The organism is Roseivirga echinicomitans (assembly GCF_001592935.1).
GTDB lineage: Bacteria > Bacteroidota > Bacteroidia > Cytophagales > Cyclobacteriaceae > Roseivirga > Roseivirga echinicomitans.
On sequence record NZ_LRDB01000001.1, the window covers coordinates 624,444 to 649,385 of the forward strand.

Sequence of the window (24,942 nt, forward strand, 5' to 3'; positions counted from 1 at the left end):
TCGATGGTGGGTGCTCTGGTTTCCCGACAGTTTACTTCCCAGAATAAATGAATGAGGTGCATTAAAGATAGACGTGCTTCATAACAACCTCCGAGAGGCCTCACCCTTTTATCCCTCTCCTTGGAGAGGGACAGCACATTCTGCTAGGTTTTGCATATGTACTCCAATCTTGCACGCTGTACCCTGTTTTCCACAGTGTACCTCGGGCATACAAGAATAAGAGATATGGCTTACCACTTGTAAATATTCTTCTAATTGTCTTTCTTTATTATAGAAAAACATGCCTTCAGCTTTCACTCATCGTGCTTTTCTTTTTTTGTAAAAAGTGCTTTTAGCATACCCTATTGGATTTGCTAACCCTCACTTTTTGTAAACTATTAGAAATAAACGCCCATAAAAGTGAGCGTTATATAGTGTTAGGGGTGATTAAATAAAAATCTATGGAACGGGAAGAATACATTAAATCAAGAGTTGATTTGGATTATTGTTTTTATGACAGTAGAGCGAAGCAATATCGAACCGCTCATTTAACATTTCGAATTTTAGTAGTCATGATTTCAGCATCAATCTCAGTAATCGCAAATGTAGAATTTGGCATTAAGAATGTTTTGCTTTCAATTTTAAGTTCTTCTGTAATTATTTTGGTAGGTATTTCTGAACTTATGAAGTTCCGAGAACAATGGATGGAATATAGAACTACTGCAGAAACAATAAAATCTGAAAAAATGCTTTTCCTTACCAATACAGGGCCATACTCTCAAGAGGGTAAGTTTAACTATTACGTTGAGAACCATGAAGCCATTGTCAAGTCTGAACACATAAATTGGAAAAATTTCTTTATCAAGAAAGATCATGGGCAATGAGCAATTTTGAAACGGAATTTGGTAACAGAAGAATCGGGTTTCTAATAAGGAAATTTGAGGAACGTGATGATCGAAACACCCTTATTAAGACAGTAAGAGATTCTTTTCGTGAACGAGGATTGAAAATTGTTGATGCTAGTGAAAAGAACCTTCACTCAGAAACTTGGGGGAACATTAAACAATTCATGGATCACTGTTCTTATGGCGTTGTTGTTATTGATAATTTTAGCCCAACAAATTCTGGCTTTAACCCCAATGTTTTTTTGGAGATAGGGTACCTACTGGCATTAAAAAAGGATATTCTGATCCTCATTCAAAATAGCTTAGCTGATAAACTCCCTACGGATATTAAACCTTTCCTTTATACCAGCTTTGATTCTCAGGAGATCCAATCGCCACAGTTGCGTCAAAAAATTATCAAGTGGATTGATAACACTGTCAATTACAATCCAGGATATTTGAGCGTATATTTAAAGGGTGAGATTGTCAGTGTCGATTTGATTTCCGAATTCAAAGAAGTGGTTTATGCCATTTCCGACTGTAACATAACAGAGAGTAGCAAACTAATAGCGCCAGATCAAAAGGAATTAGATGATGAGTGTATCGATTGTCCAGATGGAGCGAGAAAAATAACATTTAGGACCCAAACCAAAAATATGGCTGATAAGCTAGTTGCAGATTATGAAAACAACTTCTATACGAATGTCCCTTTTCTTCATAATAGTTTATTAAAGATAAAGGCCAATTCAAGTGCAATTTCTGAAAGCTACGCTGATGGTGGAATTCACTACCTATTTAATGATGAAAAGGAAGCTTTAATTTATTGCCAAAACCAGGGGATTGAGGGATGTAAGGATGAAGAACATTTCGCTTCAAGCAATTTCAAACTTAAGAAAACAAGCAATCATGATGAAATTGAAATATTTATCCTGCCAAAGTTTGACAACGAAAACACTTTTTTGTACATATCCAACTACCTTCAAAGCGAAAACAGATTTTGTATAAAGATGTGTCATTATCCAAAAGATAATTCAAGAATTGTGGTGCCATTTCATGCCGTTGATATTTTATATCTAATAATATTTGGCGAACTACCAGACCCTAAAAGACTTAAGATAAACTCAGACTATAGAAAAAGATATTTGGAAATTGTAGATTTACATTTAGATAAGGTGATTTACAATGTTGAAAATAGGATTGCTATTGAACCGGGAATTGCGAAAAATGTAAAATATTTTGATCACAAATAAACTAGCTATACCACCCCTAACAAATGCTAAAATGAATATGCGAACTGATCCATTAGATACCATGGTGAGAGTTGGGAACTTCAGAGTATTTAGGAAATGGAGCACAGACTCAATTTAGCTAAACGTTGCCATAACCTACAACTCAAAAACCTTCTCCATCAACATCCATTTTTCACCTGGCTTCGCGAAGGGTAAGGCTTGTTGATATTTCCAATTTACTGAAATGAGTTGGAATATTTACTCAATCGAGGGTGCTATGACTTTCCAATATTCGCTTCTGTTTTCCTGAATATCTTTCCGCATTAGAGAGGCTAGACTTTCTGACAATTTGCATTACCAATGCAAATGAATTGAGGATATAATTCCTTCGTAATAACATCGAAAGAGCCTCCCCCTTTTGTTCCCATGGCATACAGGAATCAGAGATGCGGCTTACCACTTGTAAATATTCTTCTAAATGTCTTTCTTTATTATAGAAAAACATGCCTTCCACTTTCACTCATCGTGCTTTTCTGGAAATTGTAAAAAGTGTTTAGCATACCCTATTGGGTGTGCCAACGCTCACTTTTTGTAAACTATAGAAATATAACGTGCATAAAAGTGCGCATTATACAATGTTGTAGCCAATACAAGAAAAACCTCCGAGTATGAACAAAAGTGCCATATATATATTCACATGCAATCGTACAATGGAACTCAAAAGGTTGCTTCATGAATTATATACTATTAAAATAAATTATGTTATTTATATAATTGATGATTCTAATAATATAGAATATATTAAAAACAATATAATAAGTATAAACAAATATTCCAATGCTACATACCTGGGGGCAAGGCAATACTGGGACTTTTACAGCATGAATGGAAAGTCTAACCATAGTCAATTATTGGGGGATGAGACTTGGAATTTAGGAATTGCTCGAAATTTTGCATTAGATCATTCAACTCTTTTGGGGTATGAGAAAGTACTATTTGTTGATGACGACATATCAGGTATAGGTGAAAAAGTAATAGAAGTTGGGTTCGAATCGCTTATCGGAAATTGTTTTGTTTCATGTAGTTTGAAAGGAGTTGAGGATGATTCGATTGTTGGTCATATCGCAAAGCAAGTAGGCGTTATTGTTGAAGGACCCAAAATGTTATCTGGGGGGTTTTTGTTTTTATCACCATCTTCAATCACTCATAGATTTTACAACATTTATAATGAAGATTGGATATTGCAGCTTCTTGAAAAAGAAATGGAACAATTAATTATACCATATACTGTATTCCATAGTATGAATCAAGAGGTAGAATGGACTATTGATAAGGCCGTATTTCAAGAATTAGGGGAACTCGCCATAAATGGTCTTTTTGAAAACTACCAAGCATTATCTATGGACTATTCCTTTTGGGGTAATGTACTAGCAAAAAGGATAAAATTTATTGAAAAAATAAATGAACGTTCTCTGGATTTAAGAAATCATCATGGTCACAGAATTTGTATTAGACTTTTAGAATGGTTAAAGCAACTTGACGGGCATTCCCTTCAAAAATCTCTGGAACAAAAAAATTCGCATATGTATTTTTCCAAAAGCATTGAAAATTAATAAAGCGACTATATGAAATCTTATAAATCAATAGGAACTGGGATTTTTGTTCATAGCAAAGTGAAGATTGGTAAGAATGTCACAATTGGACAAGGTTCATGTATCGGCTTTGGTGACCCTAATGACGGTGACCTGATTATTGAGGATAATGTTCAGATTGGTGCCTTCTGTGTAATCCACTTTGGTGCGGTAATAAGAGATTCTGCATATATAGACCACAGGTGTGTTATTGGATTTGAAACTGAGATCGGGTGTAATACACAGATTCTTTCTGGAAAAGAAGTTGCTAGAAAATCAAAGATTGGCAAAAATTGCATCATTTGTGGAAATGTTGCAGACAGAACTATTATAGAAGATGATGTTACCTATCATGGGGAAATAGCTCATTCCCATAGAGATGCAAATCGCAATTGGGATGAAACGGAAGAGCCGTCACCTATCATTTATAGAGGTAGTGTAGTTGGGGTAAATGCCATAATAATTGGCCCCAGAAGAATTGGACCCTGTGCTTACATCGGTGCTGGTGAAATTGTTAAAACTGACATTGGTGAAGGAATAGCATTAATCATGGGCAAACAACAAACAGTAAAATCATTGAGAGGATTCATTAAACCAAGATGCAAATGAGAAAAAATCACACATCTATTAACGTTTTTGTATCCCATCCATTTAAACCTGATAATGGCGTTTATGATCTCGAAAAATTTCGAACTAATATAAAACTCCTGCTTGCTGAAGCAGAAAGCCTTGTTAGGAAAGAACATAATGATTTTGAACTAGACACTACATTTGAGTTTGTGGATTTCCAAAATAGATTGCCAACGCAAATAAAAAACAGTATAGCAAAAAGTCACTTTGCATTAGTTGATGTAACCGAAAATAACCCCAATATATTTTTCGAATATGGATTAATGAAAGGTTTAAATATCCCGGCATTGCTGATCAAAACAAACGAGTCATTTGGAAACTTTGATTTACCTGCCGACATGAAGGATGAAATTGCTGTTCGCTACGAAAATTTTGATGAGCTACGAAAAAAATGTCTCCATAATATAGTAGCCTTGTTTAAAGGATTATTAAAGAATGATTTCATTTATAAGAAGCTTATAGACAAAATTTGGTTTAATACTAACTCAGAGCCAAGGTTAAGTATTGTTGTATCTTCAATTCAAAATATAGAAGAAAACACTGCTTCTGCAGCTGACTATTTATTCTTAGAAAACCTTGGTGACAAAGGAGCTTTACTAGATATAATGACCTTTTTAAGTAGACTGTACCCTAATATAGAACCTTCTATTTCTCAAGCAACCGACTTTGATAATCATGAAGGTAATATTGTGGTTCTCGGTGGCCCAGGTGACGAAAGTGGTTACTGTAACAGTTTATGTGCGACCATGATGGAAAAAATAGACTCTAAATTCTCTTACTCGGAAGACTGTGAAGTTCTACTACTTGATGGTAAGACATACAAAGCGCAGAAAAAAGATAATAGGATATCTATAGATTATGGTTATTTCGCTCGCTTCCCAAACCCATTTAACCCTAAGTATTCTGTTGTACTAATCCATGGAATACACACTTTTGGTGTGTGGGGTGCGGCAAAAGCGTTTTCGTACCATACAGTAGCTCATAAAAATGTGAAGACGGTCATGGAGAAGTTTAACCTCAATGATATAAATGACTCGGCATTTGAGTGTTTTTTTAAAGTTAAAATTCAAAATCTTCACAATAGTATTTCTAAGAGCTATGTGGAGTGTCCAAAGATTTCTAGTGAGGATATCTTTCCGTTGAAATTTTAATACTGTGAAAGATTCTATTGAACTTATAAAAGACAATGCAAAAAATTACCCCGATCGCATTGCTGTAATTGACGGAAAGCGAAAAATCAGCTATGGTGATTTTATCATTCTTGTTAATTCTATTTCTCATCAATTGGGGCCACAATCCAAAATTGTAATTGATTTAGATCAGGGAATAGAAGCGTATGCTTTAATAATTGCCATTCTTAATGTGGGTGGAACTTATTGTCCCCTTAGTACTGCCGCTCCTTTGGAGCGGAAAAAGCAGATAATAAATGAGTTTTCTCCTGACTTGATTGTTGTTTCATCAGAAGAAAAAGTTTTGGAGTTGAATCCAATTGACTCAATCACTTTTACAAGTTTACTTTCATATACAAACGATACTGATGTTGATATTTCTTACGATGGAGAAGATATTATTTATATTATCTACACATCTGGTTCAACGGGCACCCCAAAAGGTGTGAGGGTTTGTCGTAAAGCGTTGAACAAATTTTTAGAATGGTCAATACCAACTTATGGAGCTAATGAAAATGACGTGTGGGGACAGTTTTCCTTTTTGAGTTTTGACTTGAGCATCGTAGATATTTTTACTTGTTTATGTTCTGGTGCTACTCTGTATTCAATGAACAATTTGTCCGCTAAGAAATTTCGCCCTGCCGGAGAAATAGAAAATCAAAAAATTACTGTTTGGCATTCAATACCAAGTGCTATAGAATTCATGATCAAAAATTTTCAAAGCAGAACTTACAATTTTTCATCTCTGCGTTTGATGAGTTTTTGTGGTGAACCATTGAAGAAGCATCAGGTTGAATTTTTGTTGGAAAAGAATAATTCTCTGAGAATTTTCAATACGTACGGACCAACAGAAGGAACCTTGTTCTGTGCTTGGCAGGAGTTGAACGTTACAAATTATCTTGACCTTTCACTTTTTTCTATGAGCATCGGCAAAGGGATTCCGGGTTGGAGTCTCCAACTAAATGGTCTTGAGGAATTTGAAGAAAAGGAAATTACAATTTATGGCGACTTTATTGGAAAGGGATATTTGGGCAACGTAGTTGATTCAAAATTCAAAGAAATCAATGTAGATGGACAATTGGTTGAAAGTTTTGAAACTGGTGATTTGGTGAATGAGGTAAAAGGGAACATTTATTTCTCATGCCGTAAAGATAGGCAGGTCAAATTAAAGGGATACAGGGTAGAATTGGATGAAATTGATTTTAGGATAAATGAATACCTCAACTTGACTTCGGTTACTTTAGTAAATAATGAGATGCTTTATTCTTTCATTGAAACAACCGATGGGATCAATGATTCTGAATTAAGGAATCATTTGAAAACGGTATTAGAAGAATATAAAATACCACATGGATTCTACCCAATTAAAGAAATTCCAAGAAGTCAAAATCAAAAGGTTGATTTTAACATGCTTAAGGGGAAAATAACATGAGCAAAAAATTAAAGCATCCAAAGGAGATTGTTGCAACAGCACTTAATATAAGCATTGACCAGCTTAACGAAGATTCAGCTTATGGAAAAACACCTAATTGGGATAGCTTAAACCATGTTGCTATTATCAACGATTTAGAAACTAATTTTGAAATTCAAATTCCTGACTCAGAAATAGAAAATTATTTAACCATGAGGGCGATCATTGAATTGTACGAAAAAATAAATAAGCACAGTACCGGCTACAACAAAGAATAAAAAACAAATGACCGATAAGGGTTTCAGCAAGTTTGGCACTCTCAACAAACATCCAGCTGGGCTGATGGGAAAGTGCTCTGAATGCCCTGCTGTTTTTTCTACAAACGCTACAGAAACCTACAACTCAAAAACCCTTTCCATCAACATCCATTTTTCTCCCGGCTGCGCGAAGGGTAAGGCTTGTTGATATTGCCACATCAGTGCTTCCCATGCTTGCACTTTAGGATTGGCCTGGTCCATTCTTCCTTTTTCATCAAATGAGAAATGATCTTCCGTTTCCATAATCATGCAAAGCCGATTACTAAGCAGGTAAATCTCCATTTTTAGAATACCCGAAACGCGAATGCTTTCAATGATTTCTGGCCATACCTTTTCATGATGGACTTTGTATTCCTCAATCAATTGAGGGTCATTTTTTAGGTCGAGTGTTAGACAGTATCTTTTCATTTTATTACCTCCTCCGCCCTTCGGGCACCTCCTCCAAAGGAGGACATCCGTGCGAGTAGTTACATTAACAGTTAATTATAGTTCATTCGCCAATTTACTCACCTTTCTTCCATACCAGCCAATATACACGAAACAGAGCAGTGGTAAGATAAAGGAGAAATTCACTTCGCTTGCACCCGTAATTTGAGTGTCGTTCACTGCGCTTCCGCCTAAATCTATAATCATTCCTTGCCATTTGGGTAATAAGGCGCCTCCTACAATGGCCATTACCAAGCCCGCTGCCCCGATTTTGGATTCTTCTTCATTCAGACCATTCAAGGAAACCCCGTAAATGGTGGGGAACATGATGGACATGAAAAGGGAGATGGCAACCAAAGCATACAAACCATAAATTCCTTCCACATAAATGGTGAGCACCGTACTTATTCCAGCCAATAGGGCAAAATACTTGAGTAACTGACCAGAATTGACAAACCTGAGGAGGTAAGTGCCAATTGCCCTTCCTACTAAAAAGAGGATGAAGGCCGCGAATTGATAATTGGCTGCGTCTGAACTGGAAATGCCTATGGCTTCGGCATACTGATAAATATATGTCCAGCACATGATTTGCGCTCCCACATAGAACACTTGCGCCAATACACCGAGTACGTATTTTTTGTTTTTGCGCAAGGCATCGAAGGATGCCCTAACACTAGGAATTTCTCCATCGCCTTTTGTCTGCGGCATTTTGCTCACTGCAATCAGAATAAAGATGCCGATAAGCACTAAGCCGAGAATGACGTAGGGATTACGAATGACCATCAGGTCAGAGGTTCTGATCAAGGTTTTTTTCGCCAGCTCAAGTGAAGCAAAGTCTGCTATATCATCGGACTGCAGTTTTTTGAGCACGAACTGCTGCGCAACGAGCAGTCCAGCCAATAACCCAACAGGGTTGAACGACTGCGCCAAATTGAGGCGTTGAGTGGCGGTTTCTTTTGCACCCATGGCCAAAATGTATGGGTTGGCTGTGGTTTCTAAAAAAGCCAAACCAAAGGTGAGAATGTAGAGGCCAAGGCAAAAGAACCAGAATTGCTCCGTAATGGCTGCGGGATAAAACAAAAGCGCCCCGAAAGCATAAAGTGCTAAACCGATTAACACGCCTACTTTATAAGAGTATTTTCTCACGAATAATGCGGCAGGTAAGGCCATGCAAAAGTAGCCCCCATAAAATGCCATTTGCACCCAAGCGGCTTGAGAATTAGTCAGCTCTAGCACCTTCTTGAAAGCCTGCACCATGGGGTCGGTCACCGCATTCGCAAAACCCCAAAGCGCAAAAAGCGATGTAATCAGAATGAAGGGGAGAAGCGTTTTTCGGTCAACGAGTTTTGCCTTGGTTGATGCTTTCATATTGGCGGGTTAAAGGGTTCGGTCTAAATGGGTGTAACCTCCGTCTACAAAGATCTGCTGCCCCGTAATATGACTGGCCTTTTCGGAGATTAAGAAAACGGCAGTGTTGGCAATTTCTTCGGCTGTGGTCATTCTTTTTCCCAAAGGAATTTTATCCGTAATGGACTTTACCTTTGCTTCGGGATCATCAAAAGTCTGTAGCCAATTTGCGTAAAGTGGCGTCATTACTTCGGCAGGTACAATGGCATTTACCCGGATGCCGCTTTCCAAAAGTTCAACCGCCCACTCTCTTGTCAAAGCCAAAACGCCACCTTTGGCCGCAGCATAACCCGATGTATTTCCTTGGCCCGTAATCGCGGTTTTAGAAGCAATATTCAGGATAGTCCCCTTCGATTCTTTGAGGTAAGGCAAGCAAAAATGAGCCATGTCGTAAAAGTGGTGGAGGTTCTTTTGAAGGGAAGTTCTGAAGGCTTCTGGACTTCCTTTTTCCAATCCCGCGCCATCGTTGATTCCAGCATTATTGACGAGTCCATGAATAGCTCCAAACAAAGCAATCGTTTGTTTGACGGCTTTTTCGCATTCGGCAGTATTGCATAAATCGACCTGAAAGAATTGAGACCGACCCTGAATTTCTGAGACAAGTTTTTCTCCCGCCTTTTCATCTTTATCGAAGATTATGGGTATGCCGCCTTCCTCCGCAATTTGACGAACAATGGCCGCTCCAATTCCTTTTGCACCTCCGGTGACTATAAAAATTTTATCTCTCAGGTTCAGATCCATATGTTTACTTGTTCTTCATTTACAAATTACTATTTATCTGATTCACAATACTTTCAACCGTTGTGAATTTATACAAAGTGCTGCTTTTAAATTCAGTGTTGGCCTCCAAAATTGTGGAGGGGAATGCAGGCTGATTTGGAGTATCTCCGAAGTGCTGCATTTCTAGAGCCACTCCTTTTTTCGGTCCAATGGGCATTCCATTTCTGCCCAATACATTGGGTAAATAATTTCCAGAATACAGGTGGGCAGCTACTTCGGTAGTAGAAATTTCTAACAGCCTTTTGCTTTTGGGCTCATAAAGGGAGGCCGCTTTTATCAACGAATTTCCTGCTTGCAGAAAAAAGGAATGGTCGTAGCCGCCCGCCAATTTTAGCTGCGGGTCTTGATCTGCAATGTCTTTGCCGATGGCTTTGAAGCAACTAAAATCGAAGGGTGTTTCACTTACTTCTTCTAATGTTCCTTGCGGCACAAGCTCAGACTTCATTGGGGCGAAACTTTTGGAATTGATCATCAGCAGGTGATCTAAAATCTCTTCTTTGGCAAAACCAGAAAGGTTGAAATAGGAGTGAGAGGTAAGGTTGATAATGGTTTTCTGATCCGACTTTGCGCTGAAGTCCAGCCTTAATTCACTCTCATTGTTCCAAGTATAAATTAGGCTCACCTCAAGGTTTCCCGGATAACCTTCTTCACCATCTGGAGAGAAGTACGAAAGTGTCAAACGTTCAAAACCTTTGCTGCTTTCTGTTTTACTTTTCCAGACTTTTTTATCGAATCCGTTTGCGCCACCATGCAGGTGATTTCCTTTTTCGTTTTTTGAAAGCTGAATGGTTTTTCCATCCATTTCAAACTTGCCTTCATGAATTCTAGAAGCGTATCGCCCAACGATTGCGCCTAGGTAAGCAGGGTCGTTTTCGTATGCTTCCAGCCGATCATAGGCCAGCACAACATTATCAATTTTTCCAAGACTATCGAGCACATTGATTTCAACAATTCGGGCCCCAAAATCAGTAATGCATACGGAGTGTCCCTGATTGTTGTACAGGTAAAACAGCGTGGATTCTTCTCCGTTTTTGGTGCGGCCAAAAGGTTTACTTTCTACCATCCTAACCCTTGCTCCATTAAGCTTTTACTTTTTCTAATCGCGGCTTCCTTGCTATACTTTGAAAAGGGGAAAAGGTAAAAACCATAGCTCAGTTTTTCATCCGCTTTAATGCGATATTTTTCTTGTGGCATAGCTCCCCAGCTATCATCTCCAGCCACTCCGCGCTGACCCATGTCAATGTTCAATTGCACCAAATCTTTTTCCTTGATGTCGTTGATGTGCTTGCTTGGATTAGCAGGCGAAGCACCTTCCAACTGAAATTCTGGATCGATTTTATCGTTTGCACTATAGGCCAATCCTTCTGTTAAATCAAAATCTTCATTGGGCATGTGCAATGCTGAAAAACCAAGGGATTGATCCGTATAGTCTGTTACAATCATTAAACCCTGACCTTCATTATTGCTCAATGTGGCCCAACGCACATCTGTTTTGTAGCCGTTTTCCTGTGGCCGAACGTAAGGCACATATTGTTCTGAAACGGTAGAGGAATATACATCCACAAAGGCCGAAGCTTTCCGGTCTTGGTAGTTTTCCCAAGGGCCACGGCCATAATAATCAAGGTTGTTATATGCTTTCGGCAGTTGCATGCGCATGCCCATTCTAGGCATGTCGGCTTTGTATTCCGTTGGCTCTATTTCATTAGAAATATGGATCAGCCCATTGCCGCTAATGGTGTAAAAGCTCTTATAATGGGTATTGACGCCAGGTAACACATAAGTGATTTGAAGTTGAATTACATTTTTCTCTAATTCATAAATCTTTGTTTCAATTACTTTAGAAAACAGAGAAGCTTTCTTCCATTCTATATTTCTGTTCTGCATTCTATTGCCCAAATCATTGTCGGTTGGAGCACGCCAAAAATTAGGTTTTGGGCCTTGGCCATCTTTCAGCAATTCATTGCCTTCGAAAACATAAGAAGTGATTTGACCTTGATTTTTATCGAAAACCACTTTCACAATGTCATTCTGAATCGTGATGGTTTGGCCTTGTTCTTTATAATTCAGTGGGTTTCCATCACCTCTTGGTGCGGTTTCTAGAGGTGTATATTTCCCCTCTAAGAATAACTGCTCATGGGCTACTTCGAAACCTTTGGGAAGCAGTCCCCAATCTGTTTTTGTAGTGGCACTGATTTCAACAAAGTATTCTGTTTTAGGTTGATAATCTATTCCCGATAAAGGAATTCGGATCAGTTTTCCCGTATGCGTTTCCACAGATATTTCCTCCAAAGCAATGGTTTTTAATACCCTGCCATCCGCTTTGATTTTCGCTTCAAGATTGAATTGATTGAGGTCGGTGAAGTCATAAAGGTTTTCCACCAAAACTCTCAATTCATCATGTCGGTTAATGCCTTGGTCTTTGAAATTGATGTACTCATGCGCCTTTTTTACTTCGTATAAAGCAGGTTGAGGCGTACGGTCTGGAAACACAATTCCATTGTTCAAGAAGGTATTATCCGTTGGCATGTTTTCGCCATAATCGCCTCCATAGGCATAAAATCGTTCTCCCTTTTCGTTGGTTTTCCAAATGGACTGATCTACCCAATCCCAAATAAAACCACCTTGTAGGTTGTCGTATTTCTCGATGGTGTCCCAATAATCCTGGAAATTACCGGTGCTATTTCCCATGGCGTGGGCATACTCACTTGGAATATAAGGGCGGTCGGTTTTGCTTTGGCCTACTTGCTCGAAGCGCGCTGGTGACGGATATTGGGGAACGATAATGTCCGTGTTCCAATCCATATCATAAAGGCTGCCATCGTAATCTTTGTAAGGGCGCTCATACTGAATCGGACGTTTGGTTTTGTCTAAGGCTTTCATGGCCTTGTAGCCTGCGTAAAAGTTGATGCCATTTCCAGCTTCATTGCCCATGGACCAAATGACCACAGACGGATGGTTTTTATCGCGGGCAACCATGCGCAACATTCTATCCACATGGGCCTTTTCCCAATTCTCCTTTTTGGCCAAGGAGTATTGTCCATAATACATACCATGCGATTCGATATTGGCTTCGTCTACCACATAAATTCCGTGCTCATCGCAGAGTTCGTAAAAGCGCCTGCCTCTTGGGTAATGACTCAAGCGCACCGCATTGATATTATTTTCCTTCCACAAGCGAATGTCTTTCATGATCATTTCTTCGCTCATGACATGACCTGTTTCTGGGTCATTTTCTTGGGTGTTCACTCCCTTCAAAGTAATTCGCTGGCCGTTCACTAAAAGTAAACCCTGCTTAATTTCTACACTTCTAAAACCAATTTTTCGGGAAGTAGCTTCAAGCGTTTTTCCTTTTGAGTCTTCTACTTTTAGTAGCAATGTGTATAAGTTCGGATGCTCTGCACTCCATTGTTTTACTTGGTTGATGGTGGCTTGAAAGTGATGGCTGACTTCCGCGTTTGCTGCTACTGAAAGTGTTTCGGATGAACTTTTTATTTCCTTGCCTTCCGCTGTGATAAGCTTATAACTGAGCTTGAATTTCTGGGACTTCGTACCATGGTTTTTCAAATCAACAGTTAAGTCGAATGCTCCATTTTTGTAAGCACCGTCTAAAATGGATACCACTTCGAAATCCTTGATTCTAAGTTTCGGTTGTGCGTAGAGATAGACGCTGCGTTCAATTCCACTGATGCGCCAAAAATCTTGACCTTCTAAATAAGCGCCATCCGTCCAGCGATAGATTTGTAGGGCGATGGTGTTTTTTCCTGGTTTTACGAATTTGGTTACATCAAATTCTGCTGGCAACTTGCTGCCTTGAGAATAGCCAACGTATTCTCCATTAATCCAGAGAAAGCCGCCAGATTTCATCGCTCCGATGTGCAGAAAAATTTGTTTTCCATCCCAGTCTTTGTCCAAATCGAAATCTCTTCTGTAGGATCCTACTGGGTTATAGTCATGAGGAACTTTACCCGGGTCGGCAGGGTAAACGCGATCCACAAATTTCATTTCCTCAGAAACGGGAGCTTTGTAATCGGCAAAATCGTATTGATGGTTTACATAAATCGGCACTCCGAAACCTTCCACTTCCCAGTTGGCAGGGACTTTAATGTTATCCCAATTGTCAACGCTTTCCGAAGGATTCATAAAAGTGAGCGGCCTGTCTTTTGGCATACGCACCCAGTTAAATTTCCATGTGCCATCTAGCGATTGATAGAATTTGGCCTCTGTGGCTTTTTTGTTTAGCGCATCAGCTTCCGAAGTATATGAGGTGAATGAAGCGTGTGCAGGCGTTTTGTTTTCACTTATGATCTGCTCATTCTCGATGTATTTCCATATTTCGTCTACCCCATTTTGAAATTGGGCGTGGCTTTGTTCAGCAGAGGTCACCCATAAAACTAGTGTGAGGAGGAGGGCGGTGAACTTAGCTGGTTTGTTCATGGAGTTGTCGTTTTTAGTTGTGCGTTGAGGTAATAAGTTTTTCCAGCTTGCATTTCGATTGTTTTTGAAGTGCCCTGATATGCAAATTGATAATTCCCTGAATTTGCAGGTATTACTTTGGCCATGTCAAGTACGCCATCTTTCCATGATAAGTCAATGGTCAGGTTGCCCCTGGCTTTAAGTCCTTTTATATTTCCTGTGGCCCAAGTTTTGGGTAAAGCTGGCAACAGATTAATTTCGTCTGTGTGCGATTGAAGCAGGGCTTCGGCTACACCTGCGGTGAAACCAAAATTACCATCAATTTGGAAAGGAGGGTGCATGTCGAATAAGTTCGGCACAATGGATTTTTGCAAATGAAGTGTCACGTGCTTGTCTACTTCCTCAGCATCCAGAAGTCGAGCGGAAAGGTTGATTAACCAAGCCCTGCTCCAGCCCGTGCCTGCGCCTCCGTTGGCCAATCGGTATTCAGTAGACTTTCGGGCGGCTTTAAAGAGTTCGGGAGTTTTCGAGGTAATGGTGTTTCCCGGATAAATGGCATACAAATGCGACATGTGTCTGTGCCCTTTTTCGGGTTCTTCATAAGGCCGATCCCATTCCAAAATTCGACCATCAGGTCCAATCACGGTCCCCGATCTTAGGTTCGCCAGTTTCTCTTTTACTTCTTTCGTAAAGTCATCTTCAATGCCTAAGTCTTTTGCGGCAGCCAATGCATTGGTGAATACTTCGGCAATAATTTGCTGGTCGATGGCAGTGCCCAAAACAGTGGCCGCAGATTTTCCATCGGCAGCGGTATATGAGTTTTCAGGTGACGTGGAAGGTGCCGAAATCCATTTTCCATCTCGCGGATCTTCCATCAGCCAATCCAAGTAGAATAAGGCAGAAGCCTTAATCGCAGGATAGGCCCGGTCTTTTAAAAACGCCTTGTCTTGGGTGAATTGATAGTGATCCCAGAAGTGCTGTGTCAGCCAACCGCCTCCGCCAATCCAGGCACCCCAGTAGGGCGTTTCTGCGCGCATCCATGCTGGCGCCCAAAAGTCTGTAGCTTGGTGCGCCACAAAACCACGCATGTTGTATTGTTCTTTTGCAGTAATTTTTCCACGTTCGATGAGCCGTTCTGTGAAATCAAAAAGGGGGTCATGCATTTCGCTTAGGTTGGTGACTTCCGCAGGCCAATAGTTCATTTGCAGGTTGATGTTCAAATGATAATCTGCATTCCAAGGGGCTTGAATATGTTCATTCCAAAGGCCTTGAAGGTTGGCGGCATTGGTGCCTTGGCGCGAACTTGCAATCAGCAAATACCTTCCGATTTGGAATTGTTTGGCCACAAAATCTAGGTCCTTTGCCCCAGCTTTAATTCGATCGAGGCGTTCATTAATAGGAATACTGTCCAGTTCGTGGCCACCTAAATCGAACTCAACTCTTTTGAAAAGGCTTTGGTAGTCGGTTACATGGGCTTTAAGAATTTCTTGGAATGAAGTGTTCGAAAGTTGCTGAAGGTCTTGCTCGTTTTTCGTTTCAAAGTCATTCTGGTAATAAGAGGTAGCTGCAACAATGTAAATCGTGGCTTTTTTGACTCCGCTTAATTTTAGTTTTCCTTCTGAAGACGTGATTGTTCCTCTTTCGTTTTCTACTTTCAAACGGGTCTGAAATTTCACACCATAGTCGATGGGTTTTGGTTCCGAAAAGTGCTTGCCTTTGTATTGGGTCACCATGCCGTCCATTTGAATTTCATTTTCCTTTGGGGTGGAAATTGAAACGGTTGGATGTCCATTGTCATCGGGCCTGCTCAATCGAAGGTCTAGATTCAAGCCTGCTTCGTCTGTGGTTTCAAGCTCCAAAACCATGGCATTGTGTGGTTCACTGGCAAACATGCGCTCCGTAAATTTTCCGGTTTTCGTATTATAGCTGACGGTTACTAAAGCGGAATCTAAGTCTAGCTGACGGTGATAGTTGGAAACTTCTCTTTCTTCGAAATCAATGAATAAGTCGCCCATGGTTTGGTGCGAACGAACGATACTTTTATGCGAAAAAGAACCGACCCAAGCTTTGTCGGCTTCATGCACTTTTCCAGCAACCAAAAGCCCTCTTACTTTTTCCAAATCCGCTGGCGTTCCTTGCGCATCTCCCCAATCGGGGGCACCTGGCCACATGGAGTCTTCATTCAATTGAATACGTTCGTGAAGGGGATCACCAAACACCATGGCGCCCATTCTTCCATTGCCAATGGGTAAGGCTTCTTTTGACCAATCTGTTGCGGGCGTATTATACCAGAGGACGTTTCGGGTTTCTTCTTTTGGAGAAGTGCCACAGGCGGAAATTAGTGCCAGCGCAAATAGAATTGATAGAGCCTTTTTCATCATGTTAGTGCTTTACCTTCTCAATTTTGAGCACCCAAGCATCTGAAGCCGGTGGGTTTTTTCTTAGGCTTTCAGGAATAATCACTTCAAAACCATTTCCAACCGCCTCCCATTTCAGGTTTACTTTTGAACCCAACATGGTTACTTTGGTTCCCTTTTCTGGTTGTATTGTGGATAACCATATTTTGGCTGGAGGTTGATTTTCGTTGTCCTCGGGCAGGTAAGCTGCATAAACAACTTTGGTATGTCTGTTTTGTGTCAAGGCTACTTTACCTTCTTTATAAGGTGCAATAGGTCGAGTTTCATAAATGGCCTCACTATTTACGTCCATCCATTGGCCAATACCTTCCAATAATTCATAAGCACCTTCATCAAATTCACCTAGAGGAGAAGGGGCAATATTGAGTAATAGGTTTCCTCCTTTCGAAACAATATCCAGTAGCATATGCACAGCTTTTCGGGTTGAAATGTAGGTTGGTTTTTTGATCCAAGACCAGCTTCCGCCAGCAATCATTGGCGATTCCCATGGGTAAGGAATCATGTGTTCAGGAATTCGGTTTTCTGGGGTTATGTAGTTTTGATAAGGCCCTTCCACTGCTCGGTCAACAACAATAGTTCCTGGCTGCTTTGCTCTTACTTCCTCTACTAACCTTGGCATGTCGATGTCCTGATTCTGAAGATTGACCTGCTTAAAATCCTTTTTCACTTTGTAAGCGAGAATTTCCTCATTGGTATAGGGCTGCACCCAACCGCCATCGAACCAGAGAATATCCACTTTGCCATAATCGCTCATAAGCTCGTTTACTTGGCCATGGGTGAAGTCTTTGAATTTTTCCCAACGATCGGGATAGGTATTTACATTGTAGTTTACGTTTCGATCTGGGGTCGCAAAATTCTTCCACCAATAATAGGGCGAGTGCCAATCAGGTTTAGAAAAATAGGCGCCAATCATAAAGTCTTCAGTTCTGAAGGCGTCAAAAATCTCCTTTGTGATATTGGCTTTTGGGTTGGTGTGAAATGGCGTTTTAGGGTCGGTGATTTTGTAATCCGTGAACTTCGAATCGAACATAGTAAAGCCATCGTGGTGTTTGGTAGTGAATACCATGTATTTCATCCCTGCGCGCTTGGCCGCTTCTGCCCATTTACTTGGGTCGAAGTTTACGGGATTGAAAGTCGTTTGTAGATTTTCATATTCCTGCTTATACAATTCATAATTGTCGTGTGGCCTTGTGCACCATGGCTCGTCTTCGGCACAAATGGACCAAGATTCTACAATGCCCCATTGGCTGTAAGTTCCCCAGTGCATCAACAAACCAAATTTAATGTCTTGCCATTGCTCTAATTTTTCTAAAACTAAAGGGTCAGTCTCTGGAAAGTACTTCTGCTTTTCTTCTTGTGCGTCTGTTAAAAAAGGAAGCGTCAGTAAGAAGGTAAGAACAAATCGTAGGCTTGACTTTTTCATGATTCATCAATTTAGGGTGTAAAATTTTGCCGCATTAATCCCCCAAAACTTGGCCTTGTCTACCTCTGAAAAATCTTTGAGGTACTCTTCCATTAAAACGCAGGTGGTGGTATAATTTCCAGCCAATTTACATACGGGCCAGTCGGAGCCGAACATAAGTCGATCTGTTCCGAAGGCCTCAAAAGCTATGTCTAAATAAGGTCTTATGTCTTCCATTTTCCAATTGTGCCAATTGGCTTCGGTGACTAAACCAGAGACTTTGCAAAACACATTCGGTGCTTTGGCCAGCGCCTGAATTTGTTCTTTCCATGGCGAAAATACTTGTTCTTTGATTTGAGGTTTGGCCAAATGGTCAATAACAAAGGGTTGCTCTGGAAACTGTTTTACCAGCTCCAGAGCAGTACCCAAGTGTTTAGGAAAGATCAGAATATCATAGGTAAGTCGGTATTTAGAAAGAAAGGAAATACCTCTTTTAAAATCATTTTGGAGCATAAAATGCTCGTCTGGTTCGGCCTGAACAATGTGTCTGAGGCCTTTAAGTTTTTCATTTGTGGCGAAGTGAGCTAAGCGATCCTCTGCATTTGCGGCTCGCAAATCTATCCAGCCCACTACTCCCTTGATGAAGGAATTGGATTGTGCCAACTGAAGTAAAAAATTGGTTTCTTCTTCGGATTGATCGGCTTGTACAGTTATACAGCCGTCAATTCCATTGTTGTCCATTTCTTCTTTCAACTCTGATGGAAGAAAATCGCGCATCAGTACAGACATAGAGTTATCTATCCAGGAGTCTCTTACCGGATTGTACTGCCAAAAGTGCTGATGCGCATCGATTTTCATCCGTACTTGATCACATTTTGTTTTGCCACTCCAAGTCCGTCAACGCCCAATTCCATCACATCTCCTTCAACAAGGTACTTTTGCGGATTAAGCCCCAGACCTACTCCAAAAGGAGTTCCGGTAGAAATAATATCCCCGGGTAAAAGCGTCATGAATTGGCTGATATAGCTCACCAATTTTGGAATCTTGAAAACCATATCCGATGTATTGCTGTCTTGCATGGTTTTGCCATTCAATTTCAACCAAAGGTTAAGGTTACTAGGGTCACTTATTTCGTCTCGGGTGGCCAACCAAGGACCAAGGGGAGCGAAGGTATCGTTGCTCTTTCCTTTTACCCATTGCCCTTGCCTTTCCAATTGAAATTCTCTCTCACTGATGTCGTTGTGCAGTACATAGCCTGCGATATATTCTAGCGCATTTTCTTCTTCTATATAAGAGGCTTTTTTACCAATGACCACAGCAAGCTCTACTTCCCAATCAGTTTTCTGGCTTCCTTTTGGAATAATTACATCGTCATCTGGGCCACAAATAGCAGTAGTAGACTTGAAGAAAAGCACGGGTTCCGTTGGCAATTGCATCCCACTTTCTTTTGCATGCTTGGCATAGTTCAATCCCACACAAACGATTTTAGAAGGCCTGCAAAGGGGAGGGCCAAGACGTTCGCTTTCAGGAATTCTTGGACAGTTGTCAATATTTTTTGACAGCCAAGTGATCAATCTTTTGATGCCGTCTGTTTCAAAAAAGGCCTCATTATAGTCTTCTCCAAAGCCAGTTACATTAAGCCTTTGACCATTTTTATTGATGATTCCGGGTTTTTCTTCTCCGGCTTTTCCAAATCGAATTAACTTCATTTATGTGTTGAGTTTTATGAATCCCCCATCAATTGGGTAGTCTGTTCCTGTAATAAATCCCGCCTCATCTGAACATAAGAACAAGGCTAAGTTCGCTATTTCTTCGGGCTGTCCCATTCGACCAATGGGTTGCGTTGCCGAAAGCTTTTCGAACATTTCTTTTTCTTCTCCCGGATAATTCTTGGCGATAAAACCGTCCACAAATGGCGTATGCACTCTTCCTGGCGATATGCAATTGCAACGAATACCTTCCTTCACGTAGTCTTTGGCTACAGAAAGTGTCATGGTGAGTACGGCTCCTTTGCTCATTGAATAGGCAAAGCGATCGGCAATACCGACAGCCGAAGCCACCGAGGCCATGTTCAGAATAACACCGCCCGATTTCTTCATGTATGGGACGCAGGCCAACATACCGTTGTAAACCCCCTTTACATTGACAGCATAAATTCGATCCAAATCCGCTTCTGTTGTGCCTTCCAAATTACCCACATGGGCAATGCCCGCATTATTCACCAGAATATCTATTGTGTGATTTTCTGCAATCGCATCAATCACCTTTTTTACTTCGGTTTGATTAGACACATCGCAAGCATGGCTTTGGGCAGTTCCACCAGCAGCTTCAATTTCAAGTACTACTTCATTGGCCGCCTCTTTATTTAAATCCAGCACCTGAACATTGGCTTTCGCTTCTGCAAAAACTAAAGCGATGGCTCTCCCAATGCCGCTGCCTGCCCCAGTAATGATGGCGTTTTTTCCTTGAAGACTAAACTTGCTCATAATTCATTTCTTTGACCCAATAACTACCATTTGGGTAGGAATAGGTGTTGATGGATTCGGTTTTCATGGTAATGCTATAGCCAACTTCTTCAGGCACAGTATAAGCCGCATTTTTGATGATTACTGGAGATTCGAAGTGTTCGTGGAGGTGATCTACATATTCTATTACTCGGCCTTCGGTACTTCCACTAATACAGATAAAGTCGATCATGGACAAGTGCTGAACGTACTCGCAAAGCCCCACACCGCCCGCATGGGGACAAACTTTCACCCCAAATTTTGCAGCCATTAAGTACACTGCCAGTACTTCGTTTACCCCTCCTAAGCGACAGCTATCAATCTGGCAATAATCAATGGCTTCGGCTTGTAAAAACTGTTTGAACATTACTCTGTTTTGGCAATGTTCTCCCGTAGCCACGCGGATTGGCGCAACGGTTTGTCTGATTTTTTTATGACCCAAAATATCATCGGGATTGGTGGGTTCTTCGATCCAAAGTGGATTGAATTGCTTGAGTCCATCCATCCATTCAATGGCTTGGTCTACTTCCCATTTTTGGTTGGCGTCCATCATTAGGAATCTGTCTTCGCCAATTTCTTCACGAATGATGGTGGCCCTGCGGATATCGTCTTGAAGATTGCTGCCTACTTTCATCTTCACATGGGTCCAACCTTCGGCAATGGCTTCTCGGCAAAGTCGTCTAATTTTTTCATCGGAATAACCCAACCAGCCCGCGGAGGTGGTATAGGCAGGATAACCGTTTTGTTTCAAATGAGCAATGCGTTCTGCTTTACTCGACTCTTTCTGCTTTAGCATTTCCAATGCTTCTTGAGGCGTAATGGCATCTGTGATATAAGTAAAGTCAATGCAGTTCACGAGCTCTTCTGCCGACATATCGCTGACCAATTGCCAAAGTGGTTTGCCTTCTTTCTTCGCCCATAAATCCCAAATAGCATTCACTACGGCTCCTAAAGAAATGTGCATTACTCCTTTTTCTGGCCCTAACCAGCGTAGCTGACTATCTCCATTAAGGCTATGCCAAAAGGCACCCATGTTTGAGGTGATTTCGGAAAGCTTTTTACCGATGATCATGGGCATATAAGCCCGAATGGCCTGAACGCAAATGTCATTTCCGCGGCCAATGGTAAAGGTTAAACCGTGGCCTTCGAGATGGGGAATGGTGGTTTTTAGAATGAGGTAGGCTGCTGAATAATCGGGGTCGGGATTCATGGCATCAGAGCCATCCAGCGTTTTGCTGGTTGGGAAGCGGATGTCCTTCACTTCATAGCCTATAATCTCACAATCCATATGGAAGGCAGTCTATTTGAGTCTAGAGCAATTTCTTCAATTTATTGAGCTTTGACTACGTTTAGGTATTCCAGTACTAACACTATGTTTGCATTGAATGGTGTGATTAACTTTATTGTAGATAAATAAATGTCGGTGAAAGCAACATTACTTAAACGTCATACCGCCCCAGATCATTCTTTTGCTATTGCGAAACATGATTTCCCCTATTTTCTTAAAGTATGGCATTATCATACTGCCCTCGAATTGGTGCACATTGTGAGAAGCGAAGGAACTCGTTTTGTAGGCGATAATATTGATCGTTTTAAGGCAGGAGAATTAATTCTGTTGGGCAGTAATTTGCCACATATGTATCAAAACGATGAAGCTTATTTTAAGGAAGGTTCATCACTGAGGGCTGAAGCACTGGCCATTCATTTTGACCCTTCATTCCTTAAAACTTCTTTGGTGGATGTTCCAGAGTTTCGCGAAATCCATCAATTATTTGAGCGTGCTAAACTGGGGTTGAAGTTTTCAAAGGAGACTACAGGAAAAGTGAGGCCATTAATTTTAGAGTTGAGTGCATTGAATGATTTGGATCGAATGATCCACTTTTTGAGCGTGCTTAGTTTGCTGTCCAAAGATAAATCTGCCCAAACCATTGCCAGTCCAGGCTTTGTAAATCACTTTGAAAAAACGGAAGGTTCCAAACTAGAAAAGGTTTATGATTATGTGATGAACAATTTTCAGGAAGGGATTGAGGTAAATCATATTGCGGACTTGGTGAGCATGAATAAGTCTTCGTTTTGCAGGTATTTTAAGCAGACTACACAAAGAACATTCACCGAATTTTTGAATGAAGTACGGATCGGTTTTGCTTGCAAAATGCTGATGGAAAAACAAATGAGCATCCTTGAAATCAGTTACCATTCTGGTTATAATAACATCTCACATTTCAATCGGCAGTTTCGAAAAAAGATGCAGCTATCGCCTACAGAATATATTTATCAGAGAAAGAGCAAATTTATCTAAGTCCGTGTAAATTGGGTTGATTTTTAACCACCATCAGATAGAACTATGTCGAAGAATCACAGCTACAATGTTAAAGTAGAATGGACTGGAAATAAAGGAACTGGGACGAGTTCTTATAGAGATTACGAAAGAAGCCATATAATTCATGTGGAGGGAAAAGAAGCTATTCTTGGCTCATCAGATCCCGCTTTCCGAGGAGACAAAACAAAACACAATCCCGAAGACATGCTTGTGGCTTCTGTTTCTGCTTGTCATATGTTAGTGTATTTGCACTTATGTGCGGATGCTGGAATTACAGTTGTGAACTATTATGATAATGCTTCGGGTACGATGGAAGAAACGCCAAATGGCGGAGGCCGATTTACTGAAGTAATGCTTATCCCCGTGGTTACGATTTTGGAAGCTGCCATGGTAACCAAAGCCAATGAATTACACCATAAGGCCAATGAACTTTGCTTCATTGCCAATTCATGCAATTTCCCCATTCGTCATAACCCGACTTGCGAAGTAAGGGCTAAAAAATATTCAGAATAATTATAAATAACGATCTAGATGACCATCGAGCCTTTCTGATTGTTTCGTAGTCTTTCTTGAAGAAATGGTTGATAACCGACCGAGATTTTATGTGGTTTTCATAGACTAAGGCTAAAAGCATAACCTAGTTTTTTGGAAGTGAAACATACATTTTTTGAAATTTCTCTACCTGTATTAATACATAAAATAGGAGCCAAACTTCTTCATTTTTTAACCTGATAATCTGTTTGATGAAGTCTAATTTGGTTTACTTATCAATAAAAAAATAGTGCGCTTTTTACTGTAAACATGATTAAAGTCATATAGTGAAATTTGGAAGCGGTGAGTTAATTGCGCTATTTTATGGCATAGCGTTAGTAATCAGATAATTATGATTTTTAAAAATTCTATTAAATCAATACTCCTATTATCCTTGTTTTTTATTTACTCCTGTGATTCTGCAGGGGGTGCTGATGAAGAAGAGCCTGAGTTTAATAAAGAAGGAACGGAGGTTACCTCTAATGTGACTGGTGTGAGATTAACAAAGTATGGGCCTGAATACCAGAGTATGACCAACTCACCAGGTATAGATTTTTCTCTTTTACAAGATAGTGGTACACTAGCTTGGCTAAACGTTGACAGTGGAATTGGAAATGCAAAACTTGCCAAGTTGGTTGGTACCTTTGATTATTCCTTTTTTCAAGCGGAACCTACAAAAGACTTAAATAGAGGTAGTGATGATGCTATTTGGTGGGACGATTCGGCACTGTACGGAGGAGCAGTAAATGGAAAGAATTACTGTCTCGTAGATGCGGATTATGATGGAACTTTTGAAACCATGCTATTGGTATACCTGAATGTTCAAGATCTAGAAAGCTCTTATTTTATAGGTAAAGCTGTAAAAACAGACGGTACCGATTTATCATTTTCCATGGCGAAACAAGTGCTAGATCAACTTAATTAGACAACAAGGAATTTTATTTTTATGAAGAAGCACCTATTTACCCTAGTTATTTTTTGCTTTATCGCATTACTTTTCCACAGCTGTGGTAGTGATGGAGATGATGAAAAACCTACTGTTGAAGAGTATACTATAACTACCTATGGCCCGGGTATTAGGTTTATTGACCCCCCTATGCCAAGTATAAGTATTGAAGCTCCATTTAGCGATACCCCTAGCTTTGCTGAAATATTTCTAGGTTTCCCACAGCAGTTTGGCGTGATGAATTCAACACAAGCATTTTTTCAATCTGCCCCTACTGAAGCACTTACTATTGATACCGATTACCCTGATCATTCATTTTGGCTATTGAATAGAACAGAATTGCAGAATGGAGCAGTAACTGGCTTGAATTACATTTTCATTGACCAAGATGGCAACGGAATATTGGAGACAGCTTACCTGTTGCGCTTGGATGCTACCGCGCCTAGAGATGATCAAAAGACTTACTTGATTGGAAAAGTAGTCAAGAATGATGGAACCGCTATCACATTTGCTAAAGCCAAGGAATTGTTAGACAATTAGAAAAAG

General features: G+C 40.4%; 22 protein-coding genes. 11 read left to right on the forward strand and 11 right to left on the reverse strand.

Features of this window, described 5'->3' with window-relative positions:
- The first annotated feature begins 440 nt into the window (after positions 1-440).
- The 7 genes from AWN68_RS02665 to AWN68_RS02695 all read left to right on the forward strand — a co-directional run bounded on the left by AWN68_RS02665 (position 441) and on the right by AWN68_RS02695 (position 7,211).
- Complete coding sequence (locus AWN68_RS02665) at positions 441-863, forward strand: DUF4231 domain-containing protein (RefSeq protein ID WP_084362734.1); 423 nt, start codon at positions 441-443, stop codon at positions 861-863.
- The gene (locus tag AWN68_RS02670; RefSeq protein ID WP_157716043.1) at positions 824-2,113 is read left to right on the forward strand and encodes a hypothetical protein; all 1,290 of its coding nucleotides are present in this window, start codon (positions 824-826) and stop codon (positions 2,111-2,113) included. The genes AWN68_RS02665 and AWN68_RS02670 overlap by 40 nt, the downstream gene beginning before the upstream one ends.
- Before the next feature lie 647 nt (positions 2,114-2,760).
- Complete coding sequence (locus AWN68_RS02675; RefSeq protein ID WP_157716044.1) at positions 2,761-3,705, forward strand: hypothetical protein; 945 nt, start codon at positions 2,761-2,763, stop codon at positions 3,703-3,705.
- 12 nt (positions 3,706-3,717) lie between these two features.
- Entirely contained in the window at positions 3,718-4,332 is a 615-nt protein-coding gene (locus AWN68_RS02680) for an LbetaH domain-containing protein (protein ID WP_068411076.1), read from the forward strand.
- The gene (locus tag AWN68_RS02685) at positions 4,329-5,504 is read left to right on the forward strand and encodes a hypothetical protein (protein WP_157716045.1); all 1,176 of its coding nucleotides are present in this window, start codon (positions 4,329-4,331) and stop codon (positions 5,502-5,504) included. The genes AWN68_RS02680 and AWN68_RS02685 overlap by 4 nt, the downstream gene beginning before the upstream one ends.
- Positions 5,505-5,508: 4 nt before the next feature.
- Positions 5,509-6,954, forward strand: coding sequence for an AMP-binding protein (locus AWN68_RS02690; protein WP_068411082.1), 1,446 nt, complete (start codon positions 5,509-5,511; stop codon positions 6,952-6,954).
- Positions 6,951-7,211, forward strand: a complete 261-nt coding sequence (locus tag AWN68_RS02695; RefSeq protein WP_068411085.1) for an acyl carrier protein — start codon at positions 6,951-6,953, stop codon at positions 7,209-7,211. Before AWN68_RS02690 ends, AWN68_RS02695 begins: the two co-directional genes overlap by 4 nt.
- Before the next feature lie 117 nt (positions 7,212-7,328).
- On the opposite strand, the gene AWN68_RS02700 is transcribed toward AWN68_RS02695, so the two are convergent.
- From AWN68_RS02700 to AWN68_RS02750, 11 genes are all read right to left on the reverse strand, one after another.
- Entirely contained in the window at positions 7,329-7,658 is a 330-nt protein-coding gene (locus AWN68_RS02700) for an L-rhamnose mutarotase (protein ID WP_068411088.1), read from the reverse strand.
- Positions 7,659-7,733: 75 nt separating this feature from the next.
- Positions 7,734-9,044, reverse strand: a complete 1,311-nt coding sequence (gene fucP / locus AWN68_RS02705; protein ID WP_068411091.1) for an L-fucose:H+ symporter permease — start codon at positions 9,042-9,044, stop codon at positions 7,734-7,736.
- A 9-nt stretch (positions 9,045-9,053) separates the two neighbouring features.
- Entirely contained in the window at positions 9,054-9,824 is a 771-nt protein-coding gene (locus tag AWN68_RS02710; protein WP_068411095.1) for an SDR family oxidoreductase, read from the reverse strand.
- 19 nt (positions 9,825-9,843) lie between these two features.
- Positions 9,844-10,926: an aldose epimerase family protein gene (locus tag AWN68_RS02715; protein WP_068411098.1), complete on the reverse strand. Its 1,083-nt coding sequence runs from the start codon at positions 10,924-10,926 to the stop codon at positions 9,844-9,846.
- Positions 10,920-14,297 carry a glycoside hydrolase family 2 TIM barrel-domain containing protein gene (locus AWN68_RS02720; protein WP_068411100.1) on the reverse strand — a complete coding sequence of 1,126 codons (3,378 nt, stop codon included), beginning with the start codon at positions 14,295-14,297 and terminating at the stop codon, positions 10,920-10,922. Before AWN68_RS02720 ends, AWN68_RS02715 begins: the two co-directional genes overlap by 7 nt.
- Complete coding sequence (locus AWN68_RS02725) at positions 14,294-16,657, reverse strand: glycoside hydrolase family 95 protein (protein WP_089082086.1); 2,364 nt, start codon at positions 16,655-16,657, stop codon at positions 14,294-14,296. The genes AWN68_RS02720 and AWN68_RS02725 overlap by 4 nt, the downstream gene beginning before the upstream one ends.
- 1 nt (position 16,658) lies before the next feature.
- A complete protein-coding gene (locus AWN68_RS02730) occupies positions 16,659-18,116 on the reverse strand; it encodes an alpha-L-fucosidase (RefSeq protein ID WP_068411103.1) in 1,458 nt (485 codons plus the stop codon).
- Between the two features lie 6 nt (positions 18,117-18,122).
- On the reverse strand, positions 18,123-18,953 hold the full coding sequence (locus AWN68_RS02735; protein ID WP_068411105.1) for an amidohydrolase family protein: 831 nt from the start codon (positions 18,951-18,953) through the stop codon (positions 18,123-18,125).
- Positions 18,950-19,804, reverse strand: coding sequence for a fumarylacetoacetate hydrolase family protein (locus AWN68_RS02740; RefSeq protein ID WP_068411108.1), 855 nt, complete (start codon positions 19,802-19,804; stop codon positions 18,950-18,952). The genes AWN68_RS02735 and AWN68_RS02740 overlap by 4 nt, the downstream gene beginning before the upstream one ends.
- Positions 19,805-20,581 carry an SDR family NAD(P)-dependent oxidoreductase gene (locus AWN68_RS02745; RefSeq protein ID WP_068411110.1) on the reverse strand — a complete coding sequence of 259 codons (777 nt, stop codon included), beginning with the start codon at positions 20,579-20,581 and terminating at the stop codon, positions 19,805-19,807. It lies immediately after the preceding gene.
- Positions 20,568-21,887, reverse strand: a complete 1,320-nt coding sequence (locus tag AWN68_RS02750; protein ID WP_068411112.1) for an L-fuconate dehydratase — start codon at positions 21,885-21,887, stop codon at positions 20,568-20,570. Before AWN68_RS02750 ends, AWN68_RS02745 begins: the two co-directional genes overlap by 14 nt.
- Positions 21,888-22,022: 135 nt before the next feature.
- Between AWN68_RS02750 and AWN68_RS02755 the strand changes: the two genes are divergently transcribed.
- The 4 genes from AWN68_RS02755 to AWN68_RS02770 all read left to right on the forward strand — a co-directional run bounded on the left by AWN68_RS02755 (position 22,023) and on the right by AWN68_RS02770 (position 24,936).
- A complete protein-coding gene (locus AWN68_RS02755; protein WP_157716046.1) occupies positions 22,023-22,898 on the forward strand; it encodes an AraC family transcriptional regulator in 876 nt (291 codons plus the stop codon).
- A gap of 45 nt (positions 22,899-22,943) precedes the next feature.
- The gene (locus AWN68_RS02760) at positions 22,944-23,432 is read left to right on the forward strand and encodes an OsmC family protein (RefSeq protein ID WP_068411115.1); all 489 of its coding nucleotides are present in this window, start codon (positions 22,944-22,946) and stop codon (positions 23,430-23,432) included.
- Between the two features lie 370 nt (positions 23,433-23,802).
- Positions 23,803-24,375: a hypothetical protein gene (locus AWN68_RS02765; RefSeq protein ID WP_068411117.1), complete on the forward strand. Its 573-nt coding sequence runs from the start codon at positions 23,803-23,805 to the stop codon at positions 24,373-24,375.
- 21 nt (positions 24,376-24,396) lie between these two features.
- Entirely contained in the window at positions 24,397-24,936 is a 540-nt protein-coding gene (locus AWN68_RS02770) for a hypothetical protein (protein ID WP_068411119.1), read from the forward strand.
- The last annotated feature ends 6 nt before the right edge of the window (positions 24,937-24,942 follow it).

Coding starts and splice junctions, on each gene's coding strand:
- AWN68_RS02665 (WP_084362734.1), top strand. CDS start 441: ATGGAACGGGAAGAATACATTAAATCAAGAGTTGATTTGGATTATTGT.
- AWN68_RS02675 (WP_157716044.1), top strand. CDS start 2,761: ATGAACAAAAGTGCCATATATATATTCACATGCAATCGTACAATGGAA.
- AWN68_RS02680 (WP_068411076.1), top strand. CDS start 3,718: ATGAAATCTTATAAATCAATAGGAACTGGGATTTTTGTTCATAGCAAA.
- AWN68_RS02685 (WP_157716045.1), top strand. CDS start 4,329: ATGAGAAAAAATCACACATCTATTAACGTTTTTGTATCCCATCCATTT.
- AWN68_RS02695 (WP_068411085.1), top strand. CDS start 6,951: ATGAGCAAAAAATTAAAGCATCCAAAGGAGATTGTTGCAACAGCACTT.
- AWN68_RS02700 (WP_068411088.1), bottom strand. CDS start 7,658: ATGAAAAGATACTGTCTAACACTCGACCTAAAAAATGACCCTCAATTG.
- fucP (WP_068411091.1), bottom strand. CDS start 9,044: ATGAAAGCATCAACCAAGGCAAAACTCGTTGACCGAAAAACGCTTCTC.
- AWN68_RS02710 (WP_068411095.1), bottom strand. CDS start 9,824: ATGGATCTGAACCTGAGAGATAAAATTTTTATAGTCACCGGAGGTGCA.
- AWN68_RS02715 (WP_068411098.1), bottom strand. CDS start 10,926: ATGGTAGAAAGTAAACCTTTTGGCCGCACCAAAAACGGAGAAGAATCC.
- AWN68_RS02720 (WP_068411100.1), bottom strand. CDS start 14,297: ATGAACAAACCAGCTAAGTTCACCGCCCTCCTCCTCACACTAGTTTTA.
- AWN68_RS02725 (WP_089082086.1), bottom strand. CDS start 16,657: ATGATGAAAAAGGCTCTATCAATTCTATTTGCGCTGGCACTAATTTCC.
- AWN68_RS02730 (WP_068411103.1), bottom strand. CDS start 18,116: ATGAAAAAGTCAAGCCTACGATTTGTTCTTACCTTCTTACTGACGCTT.
- AWN68_RS02735 (WP_068411105.1), bottom strand. CDS start 18,953: ATGAAAATCGATGCGCATCAGCACTTTTGGCAGTACAATCCGGTAAGA.
- AWN68_RS02740 (WP_068411108.1), bottom strand. CDS start 19,804: ATGAAGTTAATTCGATTTGGAAAAGCCGGAGAAGAAAAACCCGGAATC.
- AWN68_RS02745 (WP_068411110.1), bottom strand. CDS start 20,581: ATGAGCAAGTTTAGTCTTCAAGGAAAAAACGCCATCATTACTGGGGCA.
- AWN68_RS02750 (WP_068411112.1), bottom strand. CDS start 21,887: ATGGATTGTGAGATTATAGGCTATGAAGTGAAGGACATCCGCTTCCCA.
- AWN68_RS02760 (WP_068411115.1), top strand. CDS start 22,944: ATGTCGAAGAATCACAGCTACAATGTTAAAGTAGAATGGACTGGAAAT.
- AWN68_RS02765 (WP_068411117.1), top strand. CDS start 23,803: ATGATTTTTAAAAATTCTATTAAATCAATACTCCTATTATCCTTGTTT.
- AWN68_RS02770 (WP_068411119.1), top strand. CDS start 24,397: ATGAAGAAGCACCTATTTACCCTAGTTATTTTTTGCTTTATCGCATTA.